The following is a 17,759-nucleotide window of genomic DNA, read 5'->3' as shown; positions in this document are numbered from 1 at the left end:
GCGTTTTTGTTATAACTGTTAGTAAAAGTGGTGGAAAGTGGCGTTTTGTGTCACGTAGTGGAGGTCTGATTCGGAAAGGTGGTGCGGCCGGATGTTCATGGGGGAATACGCCCACAGCATTGATGCCAAGGGTCGCGTCATCCTGCCCGCCGATTTCCGTCAGGAGCTCGGCGTCTCCTTCATCATCACGAAGGGGCTCGATGGGAGTCTTTTCCTTTTCCCACAGGCGGCATGGGATGAGTTCGCGGCAAAGCTGCGCACGCTCTCGATTGCCGACCCGAATGCGCGCGCTTTTGCCCGCTTCTTCATCGCGGGGGCGCGCACGCTCGAATGCGATAAGCAGGGGCGTTTCCTCGTGCCCGCGAATCTGCGTGCCTACGCGAACATCGGGCTCAAGCAAGATGTCATCCTCACGGGTGCGGATGCGCGCATTGAGGTCTGGGATAAGGAGAAGTGGCTGCGCTATGCGGGTGAGGTCGACCCGAATATCACGGAGATCTCGACGCAGCTTGCGGGCTACGGGATTACGATATGACGGACTTTCATCATGTGAGCGTTCTGCCCGAGGAGACGCTGGCGGCTCTGCACATTCGTCCCGACGGCATCTATGTGGACTGCACGCTCGGCGGTGCGGGGCACGCGGGACACATTGCGGCGCAGCTATCGTCCAAGGGGCGGCTGATCGGCATCGATCAGGACGAAGTGGCGATTGACGCCGCACAGGAGCGTCTTGCAGCGGTGAAGTGTGGAGTCACGCTTGTCCATGATAATTTCCGCAATCTGCGGGCAATTCTCGAGCGCGAGGGCATTTCATCCGTCGATGGGATTCTTTTCGATCTCGGTATTTCGTCCCCGCAGATCGATACGGCGGAACGCGGCTTCTCCTATATGCAGGACGCGCCACTCGATATGCGCATGGACAGGCGCGCCGCACACAGCGCGCGCACTGTTGTCAACGAGTACACGGCTGAGGCGCTGACGGAGATCTTCTACACCTACGGTGAGGAGCGCTGGGCGAAGCGAATCGCAGAGTTCATCATAGAGGAACGCGCACAGCATCCTATAGAGACAACAGGGGAGCTCGTCGCCGTGATCGACCGCGCCGTGCCGAAGGCAGTGCGCGCGCAGGGTGGACATCCCGCAAAGCGCATCTTTCAGGCAATCCGCATCGAGGTCAACGAGGAGCTGACGATCCTTGCGGATGCAATGCAGGATGCCGTCGATATGCTCAGTGCGGGCGGACGGCTTGCCGTTATCACATTCCACTCGCTCGAGGATCGCATTGTAAAGAAGACGCTGAAGCAGCTCGCGCAGGGCTGCATCTGCCCGCCGAAAACACCGGTCTGCATTTGCGGGCACACACCGAAGGTGCGGCTGATCGGCAAGGCACGTGCGGCAAGTGCCGCCGAATGTGCCGCGAATCCGCGCGCAAAGAGCGCAAAGCTGCGCGTTGCAGAGAAATTATAAGCTATCAGAGATAAAGGAGGTGAGGGCGTATGCTGGCACGCAGAGAAGATGATTATGCCTACGAGATACCTGCGGCGCCCACACCGGAACTGGAGCCCCCGAAGGAGCCGCTCGTACGGCGCGAGGTCAATACGAATCTGCGCAACTGCCTGCGTGCGATTTTCTTCCTCATTGCGTTCGGCGCGATGGTGGTGACGCTGCTCGGCGGCATCGCTGCAAAGAACGGCTACACCCTGCTCGACACGCAGCAGAAGGCGGATCAGCTCGAGCAGGAGAATGAGCGGCTCAAGATCGAGATTGCACAGCTGAAATCACCCGCGCGGATCGAGTCGATTGCCGTAGAGCAGCTGCATATGCAGGTGCCGCAGAATATGTATTTTTCGCATGAAGGGGAATGATGGCGCATGGTGAAGCGGTTACAGGAACTCGCAGACCTTCTGCCGGGCGCGCGGCTCTTAGGGGGCGACGCCGAGATTACGAGCATTGAGCGGGATTCGCGGCGCATTGGAGAGGGGGCTCTCTTTGTCTGTATCTCCGGTGCTCATGTGGACGCACACAGTTTCATACCAAATGCGGCGCGGGCGGGAGCTCGCGCCATTTTGACGGAGCGGGAGACGGTGGATGTGCCCGATGGACTGAGCGTCCTCCATGTGCAGGATCTACAGGCGGCGCTGGATGTGATTGTCCCGTATTTCTACGACTATCCCGCGCGCAGCATGCGCGTCATCGGCATCACGGGCACGAATGGCAAGACAACGACGAGCTATCTCGTGCGCGCAATTCTCCGACATGCGGGAAAGCGCGTGGGTCTGATCGGGACGATACAGATTATGATGGAGGACGAGGTGTTCCCCACGGCGAACACAACACCCGATGTCATCGTCATGCAGCAGCTGCTCGCGGAGATGCGTGCACGCAGCATGGATACGGTCGTCATGGAGGTTTCCTCCCATGCTCTCGATCAGGGGCGCGTCGCAGGCATCGAGTTCGATACAGCGGTGTTTACGAATCTGACGCAGGATCACCTTGACTATCATAAGACGATGGAGAACTACGCGCGGGCAAAGGCGCGCCTCTTCGACCTCGTGTCAGAGGCGGGAACAAAGGCGGGCAAGACCGCCGTGCTCAATGCGGACGATGCGGCGAGTGCGACGATGCGTGCCCATACGCGCTGTCCCGTCATCTCCTACGGCGTGGAGAGCAAAGCAGACCTTACGGCGCGGGATGTGCACCTCGCGCAGGACGGCATGGAGCTGACCCTCGTGCATGGAGAGGCAGAACCTGTCAAACTGCATATCGGCCTCACGGGATTGTTCAACGTCTACAACGTACTCGCGGCCACGGGCGCAGCGCTTGCGGAAAAGATGCCCGCAGCGGATATCGCGGCGGCGCTCTGTGCGTTCACGGGCGTGCCGGGACGCTTCGAGCTTGTGCGCGCGGGACAGGACTTCTCGGTCATTGTGGACTATGCGCATACGCCGGACGGGATGGAGAATGTCCTGCGCACGGCGCGCGCTGTGACGGCAGGGCGGATCATCGCCGTCTTTGGCTGCGGCGGCGACCGCGATCGGACGAAGCGTCCCATCATGGGGCGAATTGGAGCGGAGCTCGCGGACATCGTCGTCCTCACCTCGGATAATCCGCGCACGGAGGATCCTGCGGCGATCTTGGACGAGGTGGAGACGGGCGTTCTGCCTGTGATTGGTGCAAAACCTTACGAGAAGCTTGTGGATCGGCGCACGGCAATCTTTCACGCCATCGGTAGGGCAAAGGCGGGAGATACCGTTGTCATCCTCGGTAAGGGGCACGAGAACTACCAAATCCTAAAGGGTGGGACGATTCATTTTGACGACCGCGAGACGGCACGCGAAGCAATTGGAGGGCTGTGATATGGCGATGACATGGGACGAGCTGCGTGCGGCGACAGGCGCACAGCTGCACAGTGGGAAACTCGCGGGGAATGTCGTCATTCCGCATATCACAACCGACACGCGGAAGATTTCGGATGGAGACCTCTTTATCGCACTGCACGGCGAGAACTTTGACGGCGCGGATTTTGCAGCAGATGCGCTCAATAAGGGGGCAGCGGCGGTGCTCATCGCGGAGCCGATTTCCGACCCCGTACAGAAGGCACTTAAAAAGGCAAAGGGCGCTGTCCTCACGGTGGCGGACACACTTACGGCGTATCAGGCAATCGCGCACGCGTGGCGCATAAAGTTCGATATTCCCGTTGTTGCAATCACGGGTTCGAACGGCAAGACGACGACAAAGGATCTGACCGCCGCCGTGCTCTCGGGGCGCGGCGCGGTCTGCCGCACTGAAGCGAACTACAACAACGAGGTCGGATTGCCTCTCACGCTGCTCGGCATCACGGCGGAGGATACCGCCGCTGTGGTGGAGATCGGTATGCGCGGCATGGGACAGATCGCGGCGCTCGCTCCCGTCGCCGCGCCGAACGTCGGCATTGTGACGAATGTCTGTGAGGTGCATATGGAGCTGCTAGGCTCCATTGAGAATATTGCAAAGGCAAAGGCAGAGCTCGTGGAGGCAATCCCTGCGGGGGGGACGGTCATCCTCAATGCAGATGACGCACGCGTCGCCGCAATGCGTGCACGCGCAGCGGAGGGCGTGCGTGTCCTGACCTATGGCATCTCTGCGGATGCGGACGTGCGCGCCGAGGCGCTGCGCTGTGCAGCAGACGGCTCGCAGTTCATGGTGACGTGGGCGAACGAGCGGCACGACTACAGCATTCCGCTTGCGGGCAGACACAATGTCAGCAACGCCCTCGCAGCGCTCGCGGCGGGCTTTGTGATCGGGCTCACACCCCAGGAGATGCAAATGGGGCTTTCGCATCTCGCCGCGTCCAAAATGCGCTACGAAGTGCATGAGGTCGGCGCGTGGCGGTTCATCAACGATGCCTACAACGCGAGCCCCTCGTCCATGCGCGCAGCCATTGAGACGACGGCGGCGCTCTATGCGGGGCGCAAGATTGCCGTGCTCGGCGATATGCTCGAACTCGGTGCAGCCGCTGAGGAGGCGCATCGGGATATCGGAAAAAGAGTTGCAGAGCTGGGGTTTGCGGCACTCGTGACCTACGGACCGCAGGCGCGATGGATGCACGAGGAAGCAGAGGGAGCAGGCTGCACCGTGCATCACGCGGAGACGCATGCGGAGGCGGCTGACGTGCTAAAGAATCTGCTTGCGGATGGTGACACTGTCCTCTTCAAGGGGTCGCGCGGGATGAAGATGGAAGAGATCATTGGACTTTTGACGGGCAAGGAAGCGGGGCACTGATGGAACATCTCGTAGATTTTCTTTCTCCGCAGCTGCGTGCTCTTGTGACCGTCGTGACATCGCTTGCCATTGTGCTGTTCAGCGGCGTATACTTCCTCCCATTCCTACACCGTCTGAAATACGGACAGAGCATTCGCGAGGAGGGACCCGCGAGCCATCAGAAAAAGAGCGGCACACCGACGATGGGCGGCGTGATGATCGTGCTCGCCGTGACGGTCTCGACTCTCCTTTTTGCGCCGTTCACGGTGACGACCCTGCTCGTGCTCTTCATCTTTCTTGGGCATTTCCTGCTCGGCTTTGCGGACGACTATATCAAGGTGGTCAAGAAGCGCAACCTCGGGCTGCGCGCCTACCAGAAGCTGCTCGGGCAGATCTTCATCTCCCTTGTCACCATCCTAATCGGGCGTGCACTCCTCGGACACGATACGAGCGTGTGGATGCCAATCCTCGGTGAAACACTCGACATCGGCGCGCTGTACTATGTCCTCGTCGTATTCGTGCTCGTCGGCACGTCGAACGCGGTCAATCTGACGGACGGGCTCGACGGGCTTGCCTCGGGTACAGTTGCCGTGGCAGCGCTCTTCTATGCGGCGCTCCTGTATTCTGTCGACAGCGGTCTCATGACGTTCTCTGCGGCGATAATTGGTGCAACGGTCGGTTTTTTGTGGTATAATCATCATCCGGCGAGAATCTTCATGGGAGATACAGGTTCGCTTGCACTCGGCGGAGCGCTCGCGGGCATTGCAATCCTCTCGCATACGGAGATGCTCCTGCCCATCGTGGGCTTCGTCTTCTTTTGCGAGGCGCTGTCCGTGATCCTGCAGGTCATCTCGTTCCAGACGCGTGGCAAGCGGATCTTTCGCATGAGTCCGATTCATCACCACTTCGAGCTCGGTGGATGGAGCGAGACGCGCGTGGTCTATACGTTCTGGGCAGTCGGCGCAGTGGGTGCTATACTCGCGTGGACTCTTGTACTCATATCATAATTCCAATAAGGGGGACACAGGGAATTGTCCTATCAAAATCAGTCTGCACTCGTCATCGGGGCGGGCATCAGCGGCTTTGCGGCGGCGCGATACCTCGCGGCAGCGGGCGCGCGCGTGACGCTCTCCGATGCGAAGGACGAGGCAGATGCGGAAAAAGATGCACTGACGCAGAAACATATTGAAGATTTGCGGGCGCAGGGAATCTCCTGCGTCTTTGGCGCACAAAGGGAAGAACTGCTCGAGGGGACGGATCTTATCGTCCTCTCGCCCGCCGTGCCCGAGCGCATCCCGCTCGTGACTGCCGCACATGCACGCGGCATCCGTGTTACGACAGAGGTGGAGCTGGCGGGAGAGATTGCACGCGCACCCATCTACGCCATCACGGGGACGAACGGCAAGACCACAACGACGACTCTGCTCGGCGAGCTGCTGCGCGCGCATTTTGCATCGGTTGGCGTCGGGGGCAACATAGGCGTGCCGCTCATCGACGTGGCGCAGGAGATCCCCGCAGACGGTGCGATTGCGGCGGAGATCTCGAGCTATCAGATGGAGGCAACCGCACATTTTCACGCTGCGATTGTCGCCGAGCTGAATGTGACCCCCGACCACATCGTCCGCCACGGTTCGATGGAGGTCTATCAGGCGATGAAGGAGAAGCTCTTTGCCGCGCAAACGGCGGAGGACTTCCTCGTGCTGAACTATGACGATCCGCATACGCGCGGGATGGCGGATCGTGCCAATGGGCAGGTATGTTTCTTCAGTCGGCGTGAGGAACTCGCAGAGGGCGCATGCGTGCGCGCCGACGGCATGATCGTCGTCCGCTGGGACGGCGAGGAGCATGTCCTCATTGAGACAATCGAACTCGGAATTCCGGGCGGACACAATGTCGAGAATGCACTTGCGGCAGCGGCGATGGCGTTCTTTGCGGGGGTGACGCCTGCAGAGATGCGTCCCGTACTGCGCGCGTTCAAGGGCGTGGAGCATCGTATCGAATTTGTGCGGACGTTGGACGGCGTCAGATACTTCAATGATTCGAAGGCAACGAATACGGATTCCGCGATCAAGGCGCTCGAGGCATTCGATGGGCACATCATTCTGATTGCGGGCGGCGACGACAAGCTGACCGACCTCACGGAGTTTATGGCACTTGTACATGCGCGCGTGGATGAACTCATCCTTGTCGGCGATGCCACGGAGCGATTTGCTGCGGCGGCACTCGAGGCAGGAATCTCGGCGAAGCAGATCCATCGCGCGGGCTACCATATGGCGGAGGCGGTACGAATTGCGCATGAACGCGCCTCCGCCCCGCAGACTGTCCTGCTGTCTCCCGCATGTGCCAGCTTCGACATGTACGGCGGCTACGAGGAGCGCGGACGGGACTTCAAGAGGATCGTGAACGAGCTATGAATATCATCGTATCCGGCGGCGGCACGGGCGGACACATCTACCCCGCGCTCACGATCATCCGCGCGATTCAGCAGCGCGAGCCGTCTGCACGCATCCTCTACGTCGGCACGCCGCACGGGCTGGAGGCGGACATCGTGCCGCGCGAGGGGATTGACTTCATTCCGATTGATCTCGCGGGTTTTCAGCGAAAAATCTCATTGGAGAATATCTCACGCGCGTGGCGCGCACTGCTCGCTGTGTCACGCGCACGCGGCATCGTGCACGGCTTTCAGCCCGATGTAGCAATCGGGACGGGCGGCTATGTCGCGGGGCCAATCCTCCTCGCGGCGAGCCTTGCGGGCGTGCCAACCCTCGTGCAGGAGCAGAACGTCTTTGCAGGCGTGACGAACCGCATCCTTGCAAAGTTTGCAACGGCGATTGCCGTGGGCATGGAGGACGCAAAGAATGTTTTCCCAAAGGAAAAGACCTATGTGACGGGCAACCCGATCCGCCCCGAGGTGCTGACGGCGACGCGTGAGGACGGGGCGCGGGCATTCGGCTTCGATCCCGCGAAAAAGACGGTGCTCGTCTCGGGCGGCAGCCGTGGGGCGCGCTCAATCAACCGCGCGATGGTCGAGGTCATTGCGCACGCGGCGGAGCAGAGCGAGGTGCAGTACCTCCATGTGACGGGTGCGGACGAGCATGGCGACACGCTCGCGCGCATACGGAATGCGGGCGTACGGCTCGAGGATCATCCGAACCTGCGCGTTTTGCCGTATCTCTACAATATGCCTGAGGCAATGGCGATGGCGGATGTCGCCGTCTTTCGCGCGGGCGCAACGGGGCTGGCGGAGCTCGCGGCACGGGGGGTGCCCGCGATTCTCATCCCGTACCCGTATGCGGCGGAGAACCATCAGGAGAAGAACGCGCGCGCTGTCGAGGCGGCGGGCGCTGCGGAGGTCATCCTCAACCGCGATGTCAGCGGCGCAGCGCTCGAGGCTGCGCTCGGCGGACTACTCGCGGACGATGCGCGTCGCGCGGGTATGGCGGCGGCGATGAAGCGCCTCGGCAAGCCCGAGGCGGCAGAGGAGATCGCAGCACTCGCGTTGGGGATTTGTAAAAGAGAAGGGTGAGGACGTTGCTCAAGGATTTGAAGGGGATTCACAACATACACTTTGTCGGCATCGGCGGCGCAGGGATGAGCCCGCTCGCAAAGATTCTCCTCCTGCTCGGCTACAATGTATCCGGCTCCGATCAGGGAACCTCGCCCATCATTGCGGAGCTCGTGCGTCTCGGTGCGCGCGTCTCGACGGACGGACAGCGTGCGGAGAACGTGCGCGGTGCGGATGCCATCGTCGTCTCCACGGCAATTCCCTACGACAACCCCGAGGTTATTGCGGCGTGGGATCTGCGCATCCCGAAGCTGCACCGCTCGGACATTAACGCGGCGCTCGTCAATGAGTACGACGGCATCGCCGTCGCAGGCTCGCACGGCAAGACGACGACCACGTCCATGATTGGCGTGACCCTTGACCACGTGGGCGTGTCGCCGACCATCATCGTCGGCGGCGAGGTGCCCGATCTCGGCACGAATGCGAAGCTCGGCACGAGTCGGTACCTTGTCTCCGAGGCAGATGAGAGCGACGGCTCCTTCCTCAAGCTGCGCCCCCACGTCGCCGTTGTGACGAACGTCGAGGACGATCACATGGATCACTACGGCACGATGGAGAAGATCATCGAGGCGTTCCGCACATTCGTCGATCAGGTGGACGAGGACGGGACGGCGGTGCTCTGCTTTGAAAATGAGATCCTGCGGCAGATCGCCGCACAGACGAAGCGACGCGTGATTTCCTATGCCATCGATAGGGAGGCGGACTACCGAGCGGCGGACATCGAGACGCACGGCTCTGTGATCTCCTTCACCGTCTTTGAGCGCGGGACGGAGATGGGGCGTGTCTCTCTCAATATCCCGGGGCGGCACAACGTGCTGAATGCGCTTGCCTGCATTGCAGTCGCACGGCTTGCGGGTGTCGACTTTGTGCAGATTCGGGATGCGCTCGCGGGCTTCCACGGGGCAAAGCGACGCTTCCAGACGAAGGGCAAGGAGCGCGGTGTCTGGGTGGTGGACGACTATGCCCACCATCCGACGGAGATTGCCGTGACGCTGACAGCGGCGCGTGCGACGAATCCTGCGCGCCTCATCTGCGTATTCCAGCCGCATCGCTACTCGCGGACGCAGCTCCTGCGCGCGGAGTTCGGCGGATGCTTTGCCGCCGCCGATCTGCTCCTCCTGACCGACATCTATGCAGCAGGCGAGGCACCGATCCCCGGCATCAGCGGCGAGACGCTGATGGAGGAGGTCGCAGAGGCGACGGGGCAGGACGCAGTCTACCTGCCCGAGCGCGCAGATCTCGAGCGTTATCTCGCACAGCACGTGCGCGCGGGCGACCTCGTCATCACGATGGGCGCGGGCAATATCCTCGAGGTTGGGGAGGCGCTTGTCGAGCAACTCAAAAATGGCACGGCCGGCTCCAATGAACCGCCCGTCGTCGTCGTCATGGGCGGCCCCTCCACCGAGGCGGAGGTCTCGCGCCGCTCGGGCGGGCAAATCTTGCAGGCACTGCTGTCAAAGGGCTATCCCGCCGTCGGCATGGAGCTGAATCCGTCCACCTTTGCCGAGGAGATTCAAAATCTGCATCCTGCAATCGTGTTCAATGCGCTGCATGGAAAGTATGGCGAGGACGGTGTTCTGCAGGGCACGCTTGACATGCTCGGCATCCCCTACACGGGCTCGGGCGTGCGCGCTGCTGCGCTCACGATGGACAAGATGATGACGAAGCGCATCTTCCGCGCGGAGGGGATTGCAACCCCTCGCTTCCTCTGCATTCATGCGGGGGAGAGAGATGCGCAGACTGCCGAGCGCGTGCGTGCAGAATTCGATCTGCCGCTCGTTGTCAAGGCGCCTGAGCAGGGATCGAGCATCGGCGTCTACATCGTGACGCGTGAGGAGGACTTGCAGTCTGCCATCGATGAGGCGTTCTCCTACGGAGATACGGTGCTCGTGGAGGAGTTCATCCAAGGGCGCGAGCTGACGGTTGCCGTCTGGGGAACGTCCTCCCGCGGGAAAGCATTCCCGATCATCGAGATCACGACCACCTCGGGTCGCTATGACTACGCGAGCAAATACACGCCGGGTGCCTCGCGGCATCTCATTCCTGCTGAGCTCTCCGCAGAGTGCACAGCGGCGGTGCAGGAGATGGCCGTCCGCGCATTCAATGCGTGCGGCTGCGCGGGCGTTGCGCGCGTCGATGTCATGCTGAGCGATGCGGGCGAGCCGTACGCCATCGAGGTCAATTCCGTGCCGGGCATGACGGCGATCTCGCTCGTGCCTGACGCCGCGCGTGCCGTCGGTATCGAGTTCCCTGAGTTCTGCGAGGAGATGCTCGCGATGGCAGGGTACCGTCGATGAGGTCTCGCCGCGTTCTAAAGGGGGCACTCTACCTCCTGTGCGCCGCTGCGATCATCGCGGCGCTCATCTACTCACCGCTCTTCACCTTTCAGCATCTGGTTGTGCGCGGCAACGTCCATCTTGACGAGGCGGAGCTCTGTGAGATCGCGCGCATTCAGTATGGACAGCGCCTCTTCGAGCTAAAGACGGATGCCATGACGACGAATCTGCTGCATGATCTGCGCATCGAGTCTGCTGTTGTGCGGCGTCAGCTGCCGAATAAGATTGAAATGGAGATTGTCGAGCGCATTCCGGTTGCGACCGTTGCCTGTGACTACGGCTATCTGGATTTCGATCGGCAGGGCAAGGTGATCGCGAGCTACCGCACGCTCAAGGGGGCGGACATCCCCATCATCACGGGGGTGAAGCTGCGCGACCTCTACATCGGGGATGACAATTCCGATGCGCGGGTTGCAAAGGTGATTACATTCCTTGGCAAAATTGACCCGGCGGATATCGGAGAGATTTCCGAGGTCAATATCACCGTGCCGTCCGCCGTCGTCGCTTATACGAAGAGCGCCCTGCCCATCCGTCTCGGAGACCTCGAGCGTATCCCGGAGAAGGCGGGGCTGACACAGGACTTTTTACAGGATCAGAAGACCACGCGTCATACGATCGAGTATGTCGACTTCAGCTATGACGCGCCATTTATCAAACTAGCGGATAAAGTGACAGAGGGGAAGTAAATGAAACAATTCCGGCAGGGCGGGTGGCTGATCGCGCTCGTCTGCATCCTGATCGGCTTCATGATTGCCGTGCAGTTCCGCACGGCGCAGGACGGAAAGGCGAGCCTTTCGCAGCAGCGCATCGAGGAGATCTCGGATCGTTTGCTTCAGACGGAGCACGAGCGTGACGAGCTCGGTGAGGAGCTGCGCAAGATGCAGGCAGCCGCCTCCGAGGCGGGGAATGAGCAGGATCGGGAGATGCTGCGCTACCGTGCGGCACTCGTGCCCCTTGAGGGCGAGGGCGTCATCGTCCGCATGGACGACAGCACAAAGCCTGTGAAGGCGGGCGAGAATCCGAATCTCTACGTCATCCACGACGACGACCTCCTGCGCGTCATCAACGAGCTGCGCGCAGCGGGCGCGGAGGCGATCTCCGTCAATGGACAGCGCCTCACAGGCATCTCGGAGATACGTTGTGCGGGGCCGACGCTCTCGGTGAACAACGTGCGCTCCTCCGCGCCGTTTGAGATCCGCGCCATCGGTGACAAGAAGTCGCTCGAGAACTCGCTGCGCATGCGCGGCGGCGTCGTCGAGACGCTGAGCGTCTGGGGGATTCAGCTCGCCATTACTGTGAGCGATGATGTCTACATCCCGCCCTATCGCGGGAGCATACGCCAGAGCTATGCACGTGAGACCACGGAGCGCGAGGAGGGAAATAAATGATCTACATCGTCCTAGTCAGCCTCGCCATCGGTCTCCTCATCGGCTACATGAGCCCGATCGTTATCCCGCTCGCGTATTCGAAGCTCTTCTCCGTCGCGCTTGTCGCTGCACTCGATGCCGCATTCGGCGGACTTCGGGCGGCAGTTGCGGAGCGCTTCGACAAGCACGTATTTGTCACGGGATTTTTCTCGAATACGCTGCTTGCGGCGGCGCTCGTCTTCATCGGCGACCGCCTCGGCATCGACCTCTACTACGTCGCGCTGCTTGCGTTCGGCTTCCGTATCTTCAAGAACCTCGCTATCCTGCGCCGCTATCTGCTGAAGGACTACCGGGACGGCGTTCAGTAAGACGGAGCTAAAAATTTTCCTCTGCTATGGAAATATATTGATTTTCATGGTAGAATAGGCAAGACGACTACTATTTATTGATCGAAGAGCATCATACAGACACGATATGGAGGCTGAAGCTGTGTTCGAAATGGATGATAACTTTGAAGAACTCGCAAAGATCATCGTTGTCGGTGTAGGCGGCGGCGGCGGTAATGCTGTGAATAATATGATCGACTCCGGTCTGCAGGGCGTCGAATTCGTTGCGATCAATACGGATGCACAGGCGCTCCTGCAGTCCAAGGCGGCGGTGCGCATCCAGATCGGCGAGAAGCGCACGCGCGGACTCGGCGCGGGCGCGCGTCCCGAGATCGGAGAGGCTGCTGCAACTGAGAGCCGTGAGAAGATCGTGGAGGCGCTGCGCGGCGCCGACATGGTATTCATTACCGCGGGCATGGGCGGCGGCACGGGTACAGGCGCAGCGCCTGTGGTCGCAGAATGCGCGCGTGAGCTCGGCGCCCTGACGGTTGCCGTTGTTACGCGGCCCTTCTCCTATGAGGGGATGACGCGCGCGCGCAATGCGGACTCCGGTATCACGAATCTGCAGCAGCATGTCGACACCATCATCACAATTCCGAACGATCGTCTCATGAAGATCATCGACAAGAGCACGCCCGTCACCGAGGCGTTCAGCAAGGTGGACAATGTTCTCTGGCAGGGTGTCAAGGGCATCACCGACCTCATCACAAATCAGGGCGTTGTCAACCTCGACTTCGCGGATGTTCAGACCACAATGGCGAACGGCGGCGCAGCAATCATGGGCATCGGCGAGGCACGCGGTGAGGGTGCCTCGGTTGCGGCGGCAAAGGCGGCGATCGAGTCGCCGCTGCTCGAGACGAGTATCGAGGGCGCAACCTCCGTCATCATGAATTTCACGGGCTCCAAGACGCTCAGCATGTTCGAGGTCAACGAGGCATCCGAGTGGCTGAACAGCGTCATCATGAATGCGTCGAATGGGCGTCAGGCGAACATCATCTGGGGCATTGGTGTGGACGAGAACCTTGAGGACAGCGTGCGTGTCACCGTCGTTGCGACGGGCTTCGGAATGACAGAGGGCGGCACTGCAGTAGCCGCCGAGACCGCAACGGGTCTGACAGAGGACTGGATCTCCATGCCGGGCATGGGAAGTGCATCTGCGCCGAAGGCGGCACCTGCACAACCTGCTGCACCGCAGGCACAGGCACGTCCTGCAGCGGCAATCGTTCCCCCGAACACGGGCAATGCGTCAAACAATCGCCGTATGAACGTCGTCGAGCCGAACGCAGGCTCCGGCGGTACGGACATCATCGACATCCCAGCATGGATGCGTCGTCCACGTTGAATAGAAAACAGTGCTTGTGGAGGGGATTGCGATTGAAACCGATCATTGTCATGGGGGCTGACCATGCCGGCTGGAGTATGAAAGAGTTCCTCAAACGTAAACTCGAAAGTGAAGGATATACCATCGTAGACAAGGGGACAGACAGTGAGGCTTCTGTAGACTCCCATGACTATGCTGTAGCAGTAGGTGAGGAAGTCTCTGCGGCGGAGCATACACTCGGTATACTTGTCTGTGGCACAGGGATCGGTATGTCGATGACGGCAAACAAGGTCAGCGGAATCCGTGCCTCACTGGTTTCAGATCTCTTTTCAGCGCAGATGACGCGGGAGCACAATGCGGCAAACGTACTTTGTCTGGGCGCGCGTGTCATTGCACATCAGATGGCGTGGGAAATCACAAAGGTTTGGCTCACGGCAGAGCCTCTTGGAGGAAAGTATGCAAACCGTGTAGCGAAAATGATGGCATATGAACAATCAAAAATGAAAAAAGCATAAGCATACAACATCTATCAAAGAGGCTATTGCACGAAGGCAAAATTTGTCTTCGTGCAACGCCCCTTCTTTCATGGAAGCACATCATTTTCATAAAAGCCCAGCAAAAAAGGCAGGCCCCACTAAAACAGGGCAGAAGAACAAGGGAGATCCCTATACGCGCCCTTGTTCTTCTGCCCTTATTGGTATGGGTCGTGACCCAGTTGAGAGAGCGAAGCGAGCGAAACAGAAACCCACCCGCTATGCGGGTGGAAGACAAAAAGTTATACAAAAAGTATCTTTCCCGCTTATACTAAGGTTGTTCAAGCCAGTAGAAGAAAGGAAAGATGCTTAATGGCACAGAAAGCAAATAGCTTGTCGCACACAAAGTGGCTCTGTAAGTACCATATCGTATTTACCCCGAAATATCGGCGGAAAATCATATATGGCCAATACAAGGAGAGCATACGTGATATTCTAAGGCAACTGTGTGCATACAAAGGAGTGGAGATACTGGAAGGGCATCTTATGCCGGATCATGTGCATATGAAGGTAAGTATCCCCCAAAAAATCAGTGTATCACAATTTATGGGATATCTCAAAGGGAAAAGTGCCTTGATGATCTTTGACAAACACGCCAACTTGAAATACAAGTTTGGGAATCGGCACTTTTGGTCGGAAGGTGATATTGTCAACTGTTCTTGACAATATCAGCATATGGGAAATAACTTTCTAAGTACAATAAAGCGTCGTTGTGAAAAACAGCGGCGCTTTTGTTATGTCTGCATTTCTGTACCATTGATGTGCAGATGGTGGTGAATTCGCATCAGAGAGAGGAATGCGGAAAAACGAGAGGAAATTTCCGTAATTTAAGGAAATAAATCAATCTATGAACTCCCGTAGAGAGATCCTATAATTATGCTGTATTATAATATTCGCGGGAGGGATGGCGATGCAGAAGCAAGAGCGATGCAAAAAAATCTTGGAACTTCTTTTAAAGAATACAGGTGGGATGACTGGGATAGAGCTTGCACGCCGCATGGATGTCTCCTCACGGACGATTCGGTCGGATATTAAGTTTCTGCAGGAATTGCTTGCAGATAAGCCTTATCAGATACTTGCCGCACCGAATCGCGGTTATAAACTTTTGTGTGAGGAAAGTGAGACGGAGCTTCTTCGGTTGGTAGCCGAAAAGGATGGAAGTGTCGGGCTGACGAATGCTGAAGAACAGCAGAATTATATCATCGGGCGCTTTTTGGAGTGCATGTTGAAGGATACATCTGTTACACAGATGACGCTTGCGGATGAGATGTATGTCGGTCTTTCAACCATAAAAAATTATCTTAATACGACGCGGGAACGTTTTGCAGAATATGATATTAAGATTGCACAGTATAAGACAGAAGGGATGCGTCTTGAGGGGGCGGAAGGTGATCTGCGCAGCTTTGTGGTCGATTATCTGCATGAGGTTAGGGATACAGAACTGCGCGGGCTGCTCTTTGATAAGATCGGCTACGATGCGATGGAGAAGATTTTGTCACAGACGGCGAGTGTTCGCAACCTTCAGCTGACGGATATGGCTAGGCGAGATCTCGCTGTGCAGACGGCACTTGTCCTCCACCGTTCTGCCGCAGGACGTACAATTGAATGCCGTGCCAGTATGGCTCAGAAGTTGGAGGAGACCTTTGAATACAGTGCAGCGAAAGAAGTTGCCAACGAGATTTTCCGCTACACGGGGATGGATATTCCGTACAGTGAGGTCTTTTACATCACCCAGTGTCTGTTGACGGGCAAGAAACTTCTGGATATCGGGAGTACGGTCAACGATGCACACGTCAGGGAGCTTGTTGAGAAGGTTCTCGTAGCAGTAGACAAGAAATTTGGTTTAGACTTTACTGCGGATGAGTACCTGAAAGATGGTCTCATGCTCCATCTGCGTATTGCTATTGCCCGCGTAAATTTCCGTGTAAATATTCGCAACGAGTTGCTTGCTTCTGTTAAGCAGGATTATCCACTTGCTTTCCAAATTGCCGTTTATGCGGCAAAGATGGTGCGCGAAATTGATCACATCGAGTTTAATGAAAATGAGATTGGATATATCGCCCTCCACTTCGGTGCATCAATGAGCCGTAACAGCATGGCAGAGGATGATCATCCAAAGAATGTTTACGTGATCTGCTCTGCGGGACTTGGTGTTTCTGTGCTCATGAAGGCGAAGCTCAAAGAACATTTTCGAAGCAGCATTCATGTAATCAGTGTATTGCCGGCATATAAGCTGACAGAAGAAATGCTTGGGGAAGCGGACTATATCATCTCTACTGTTCCGCTTGAGGTGGAGTCCCCAAAGATCATTCATGTAAACCATATGCTGCGTGCAGACGACATCGAGAAAATCAGACGCGTGATGTTTCAAAAACGGGACTTATTGGATGCAGAGATTGTTCGACAGTTCTTTCGTCCAGAAGGCTTCTACGTGGATAAGAAATTTCGTACCCGTGAGGAGTGTCTGGAATTCCTTACGGATGATGCATTTGCAAATGGTTGGCTAGATGAGGAAGGAAAAAGTTCTGTCTTTGAACGAGAGCGGATGTCTTCAACGGCTATCGGCAGTCTTGCTGCGATTCCTCATGCGATTTCTACGGAATGCGTCGTTTCAAATATCTCTGTGCTTATTCTGAAAGAACCTGTGCAATGGGAGGACTTCCCGGTACGCGTGGTTTTTTTGCTCAATATCGAGCAGGCAAAGGCTCAGCTCTGGGAGAAGTTATTTCTAAAGCTCTATGAATTTATCAAAGAACATGATGGGATAGAATCCTTACTTAAGCATAAATCTTATGAAAGATTTCTTGAAGAGTTCTCGGCGGTCATATGACCGCCCTTTTTTATTTGTATTGATAGGAGTAAGCATACTTTATATTGCGGAAATGGAAAGGAGATAATATTCTCACATTTCCTCTTTTCAGAAATGTTTCAGGAAAGAGATATGTCTATGAGGGACATTTTGTTCTCGCTATAATGAAACTGGTTTTGAGGAATGACAGACGAGAGGAGGGGAGAACATGGACGTTGCACTCAGTGATGAGCTAGTTCTCTTGGACGTGGAGGCGGAGGACAGCTTCGATCTGCTGCGGCAGGCTGCGCAGCGGTTGTATGAGCAGGGCTATGTAAAGGACAGCTATGCTGACGCTGTTGTTGCCAGAGAGAAGGTGTTTGCAACCGGTCTGCCGACCGTCATGGGCGGCGTGGCGATTCCGCATACGGATGTGGAGCATGTGAATACACCTGCAGTTTGCATTGCACGCCTCAAAAAGCCGGTGGACTTTATTATGATGGGAGATGATACGGAGAAAGTTTCTGTGGACTGTATCTTCATGCTGGCGATGAAGGAGGCACATGCACAGCTCACGCTGCTACAAAATCTCATGGGAATTTTGCAGGATGAGGATGCGCTAAAGCTCGTGAAAACTGGGGAATCGGCGCAGGAGATCTGTACGTTCGTCAAAGAGCGTTTATCGAAAGTGCCAGAGTAAAATACGGTGCAGTTTTCCCAGAT

Annotated in this window: 16 protein-coding genes and 1 pseudogene; all 17 read left to right on the top strand. The window is 57.5% G+C overall.

Features of this window, described 5'->3' with window-relative positions; translation table 11 throughout:
• Positions 1-91: 91 nt before the first annotated feature.
• The 17 genes and pseudogenes from mraZ to H1B31_RS00080 all read left to right on the top strand — a co-directional run bounded on the left by mraZ (position 92) and on the right by H1B31_RS00080 (position 17,736).
• On the top strand, positions 92-535 hold the full coding sequence (gene mraZ / locus H1B31_RS00160) for a division/cell wall cluster transcriptional repressor MraZ (protein WP_006305864.1): 444 nt from the start codon (positions 92-94) through the stop codon (positions 533-535).
• Positions 532-1,467 (top strand): 16S rRNA (cytosine(1402)-N(4))-methyltransferase RsmH, encoded by a 936-nt coding sequence (rsmH, locus tag H1B31_RS00155; RefSeq protein WP_009440359.1) that lies wholly within the window; start codon positions 532-534, stop codon positions 1,465-1,467. The genes mraZ and rsmH overlap by 4 nt, the downstream gene beginning before the upstream one ends.
• A gap of 29 nt (positions 1,468-1,496) precedes the next feature.
• Positions 1,497-1,865, top strand: a complete 369-nt coding sequence (locus H1B31_RS00150) for a cell division protein FtsL (RefSeq protein WP_009440358.1) — start codon at positions 1,497-1,499, stop codon at positions 1,863-1,865.
• 6 nt (positions 1,866-1,871) lie between these two features.
• On the top strand, positions 1,872-3,356 hold the full coding sequence (locus H1B31_RS00145) for a UDP-N-acetylmuramoyl-L-alanyl-D-glutamate--2,6-diaminopimelate ligase (protein WP_185980415.1): 1,485 nt from the start codon (positions 1,872-1,874) through the stop codon (positions 3,354-3,356).
• A gap of 1 nt (position 3,357) precedes the next feature.
• Positions 3,358-4,761 (top strand): UDP-N-acetylmuramoyl-tripeptide--D-alanyl-D-alanine ligase, encoded by a 1,404-nt coding sequence (locus tag H1B31_RS00140; protein WP_185980414.1) that lies wholly within the window; start codon positions 3,358-3,360, stop codon positions 4,759-4,761.
• Positions 4,761-5,747 (top strand): phospho-N-acetylmuramoyl-pentapeptide-transferase, encoded by a 987-nt coding sequence (mraY, locus tag H1B31_RS00135; protein ID WP_185980413.1) that lies wholly within the window; start codon positions 4,761-4,763, stop codon positions 5,745-5,747. The genes H1B31_RS00140 and mraY overlap by 1 nt, the downstream gene beginning before the upstream one ends.
• Before the next feature lie 24 nt (positions 5,748-5,771).
• Complete coding sequence (murD, locus tag H1B31_RS00130; RefSeq protein ID WP_185980412.1) at positions 5,772-7,154, top strand: UDP-N-acetylmuramoyl-L-alanine--D-glutamate ligase; 1,383 nt, start codon at positions 5,772-5,774, stop codon at positions 7,152-7,154.
• Entirely contained in the window at positions 7,151-8,266 is a 1,116-nt protein-coding gene (gene murG / locus H1B31_RS00125) for an undecaprenyldiphospho-muramoylpentapeptide beta-N-acetylglucosaminyltransferase (RefSeq protein ID WP_185980411.1), read from the top strand. The genes murD and murG overlap by 4 nt, the downstream gene beginning before the upstream one ends.
• Before the next feature lie 5 nt (positions 8,267-8,271).
• The gene (gene murC, locus H1B31_RS00120; protein WP_185980410.1) at positions 8,272-10,602 is read left to right on the top strand and encodes a UDP-N-acetylmuramate--L-alanine ligase; all 2,331 of its coding nucleotides are present in this window, start codon (positions 8,272-8,274) and stop codon (positions 10,600-10,602) included.
• Entirely contained in the window at positions 10,599-11,327 is a 729-nt protein-coding gene (locus H1B31_RS00115) for a cell division protein FtsQ/DivIB (RefSeq protein ID WP_185980409.1), read from the top strand. The genes murC and H1B31_RS00115 overlap by 4 nt, the downstream gene beginning before the upstream one ends.
• Entirely contained in the window at positions 11,328-12,029 is a 702-nt protein-coding gene (locus H1B31_RS00110) for a DUF881 domain-containing protein (protein ID WP_185980408.1), read from the top strand.
• On the top strand, positions 12,026-12,376 hold the full coding sequence (locus H1B31_RS00105) for a small basic family protein (protein ID WP_009440348.1): 351 nt from the start codon (positions 12,026-12,028) through the stop codon (positions 12,374-12,376). The genes H1B31_RS00110 and H1B31_RS00105 overlap by 4 nt, the downstream gene beginning before the upstream one ends.
• Before the next feature lie 106 nt (positions 12,377-12,482).
• A complete protein-coding gene (gene ftsZ, locus H1B31_RS00100; protein WP_185980407.1) occupies positions 12,483-13,736 on the top strand; it encodes a cell division protein FtsZ in 1,254 nt (417 codons plus the stop codon).
• A gap of 32 nt (positions 13,737-13,768) precedes the next feature.
• Positions 13,769-14,230, top strand: coding sequence for a ribose 5-phosphate isomerase B (rpiB, locus tag H1B31_RS00095; RefSeq protein WP_185980406.1), 462 nt, complete (start codon positions 13,769-13,771; stop codon positions 14,228-14,230).
• Positions 14,231-14,560: 330 nt separating this feature from the next.
• A pseudogene (gene tnpA / locus H1B31_RS00090) lies at positions 14,561-14,902 on the top strand (IS200/IS605 family transposase); the annotation flags it as partial.
• Between the two features lie 256 nt (positions 14,903-15,158).
• Positions 15,159-17,078: a BglG family transcription antiterminator gene (locus H1B31_RS00085; RefSeq protein WP_185980405.1), complete on the top strand. Its 1,920-nt coding sequence runs from the start codon at positions 15,159-15,161 to the stop codon at positions 17,076-17,078.
• Positions 17,079-17,265: 187 nt separating this feature from the next.
• Complete coding sequence (locus H1B31_RS00080; protein WP_185980404.1) at positions 17,266-17,736, top strand: PTS sugar transporter subunit IIA; 471 nt, start codon at positions 17,266-17,268, stop codon at positions 17,734-17,736.
• The last annotated feature ends 23 nt before the right edge of the window (positions 17,737-17,759 follow it).

Source organism: Selenomonas timonae (assembly GCF_014250475.1).
Lineage (GTDB): Bacteria > Bacillota > Negativicutes > Selenomonadales > Selenomonadaceae > Centipeda > Centipeda timonae.
This window is presented reverse-complemented; position numbering and strand designations above follow the sequence as displayed.

What these genes read in the sequence shown, in the direction of transcription:
- mraZ (WP_006305864.1), top strand. Translation starts at nt 92, where the DNA reads ATGTTCATGGGGGAATACGCCCACAGCATTGATGCCAAGGGTCGCGTC.
- rsmH (WP_009440359.1), top strand. Translation starts at nt 532, where the DNA reads ATGACGGACTTTCATCATGTGAGCGTTCTGCCCGAGGAGACGCTGGCG.
- H1B31_RS00150 (WP_009440358.1), top strand. Translation starts at nt 1,497, where the DNA reads ATGCTGGCACGCAGAGAAGATGATTATGCCTACGAGATACCTGCGGCG.
- H1B31_RS00145 (WP_185980415.1), top strand. Translation starts at nt 1,872, where the DNA reads ATGGTGAAGCGGTTACAGGAACTCGCAGACCTTCTGCCGGGCGCGCGG.
- H1B31_RS00140 (WP_185980414.1), top strand. Translation starts at nt 3,358, where the DNA reads ATGGCGATGACATGGGACGAGCTGCGTGCGGCGACAGGCGCACAGCTG.
- mraY (WP_185980413.1), top strand. Translation starts at nt 4,761, where the DNA reads ATGGAACATCTCGTAGATTTTCTTTCTCCGCAGCTGCGTGCTCTTGTG.
- murG (WP_185980411.1), top strand. Translation starts at nt 7,151, where the DNA reads ATGAATATCATCGTATCCGGCGGCGGCACGGGCGGACACATCTACCCC.
- H1B31_RS00115 (WP_185980409.1), top strand. Translation starts at nt 10,599, where the DNA reads ATGAGGTCTCGCCGCGTTCTAAAGGGGGCACTCTACCTCCTGTGCGCC.
- H1B31_RS00110 (WP_185980408.1), top strand. Translation starts at nt 11,328, where the DNA reads ATGAAACAATTCCGGCAGGGCGGGTGGCTGATCGCGCTCGTCTGCATC.
- H1B31_RS00105 (WP_009440348.1), top strand. Translation starts at nt 12,026, where the DNA reads ATGATCTACATCGTCCTAGTCAGCCTCGCCATCGGTCTCCTCATCGGC.
- ftsZ (WP_185980407.1), top strand. Translation starts at nt 12,483, where the DNA reads ATGGAGGCTGAAGCTGTGTTCGAAATGGATGATAACTTTGAAGAACTC.
- H1B31_RS00085 (WP_185980405.1), top strand. Translation starts at nt 15,159, where the DNA reads ATGCAGAAGCAAGAGCGATGCAAAAAAATCTTGGAACTTCTTTTAAAG.
- H1B31_RS00080 (WP_185980404.1), top strand. Translation starts at nt 17,266, where the DNA reads ATGGACGTTGCACTCAGTGATGAGCTAGTTCTCTTGGACGTGGAGGCG.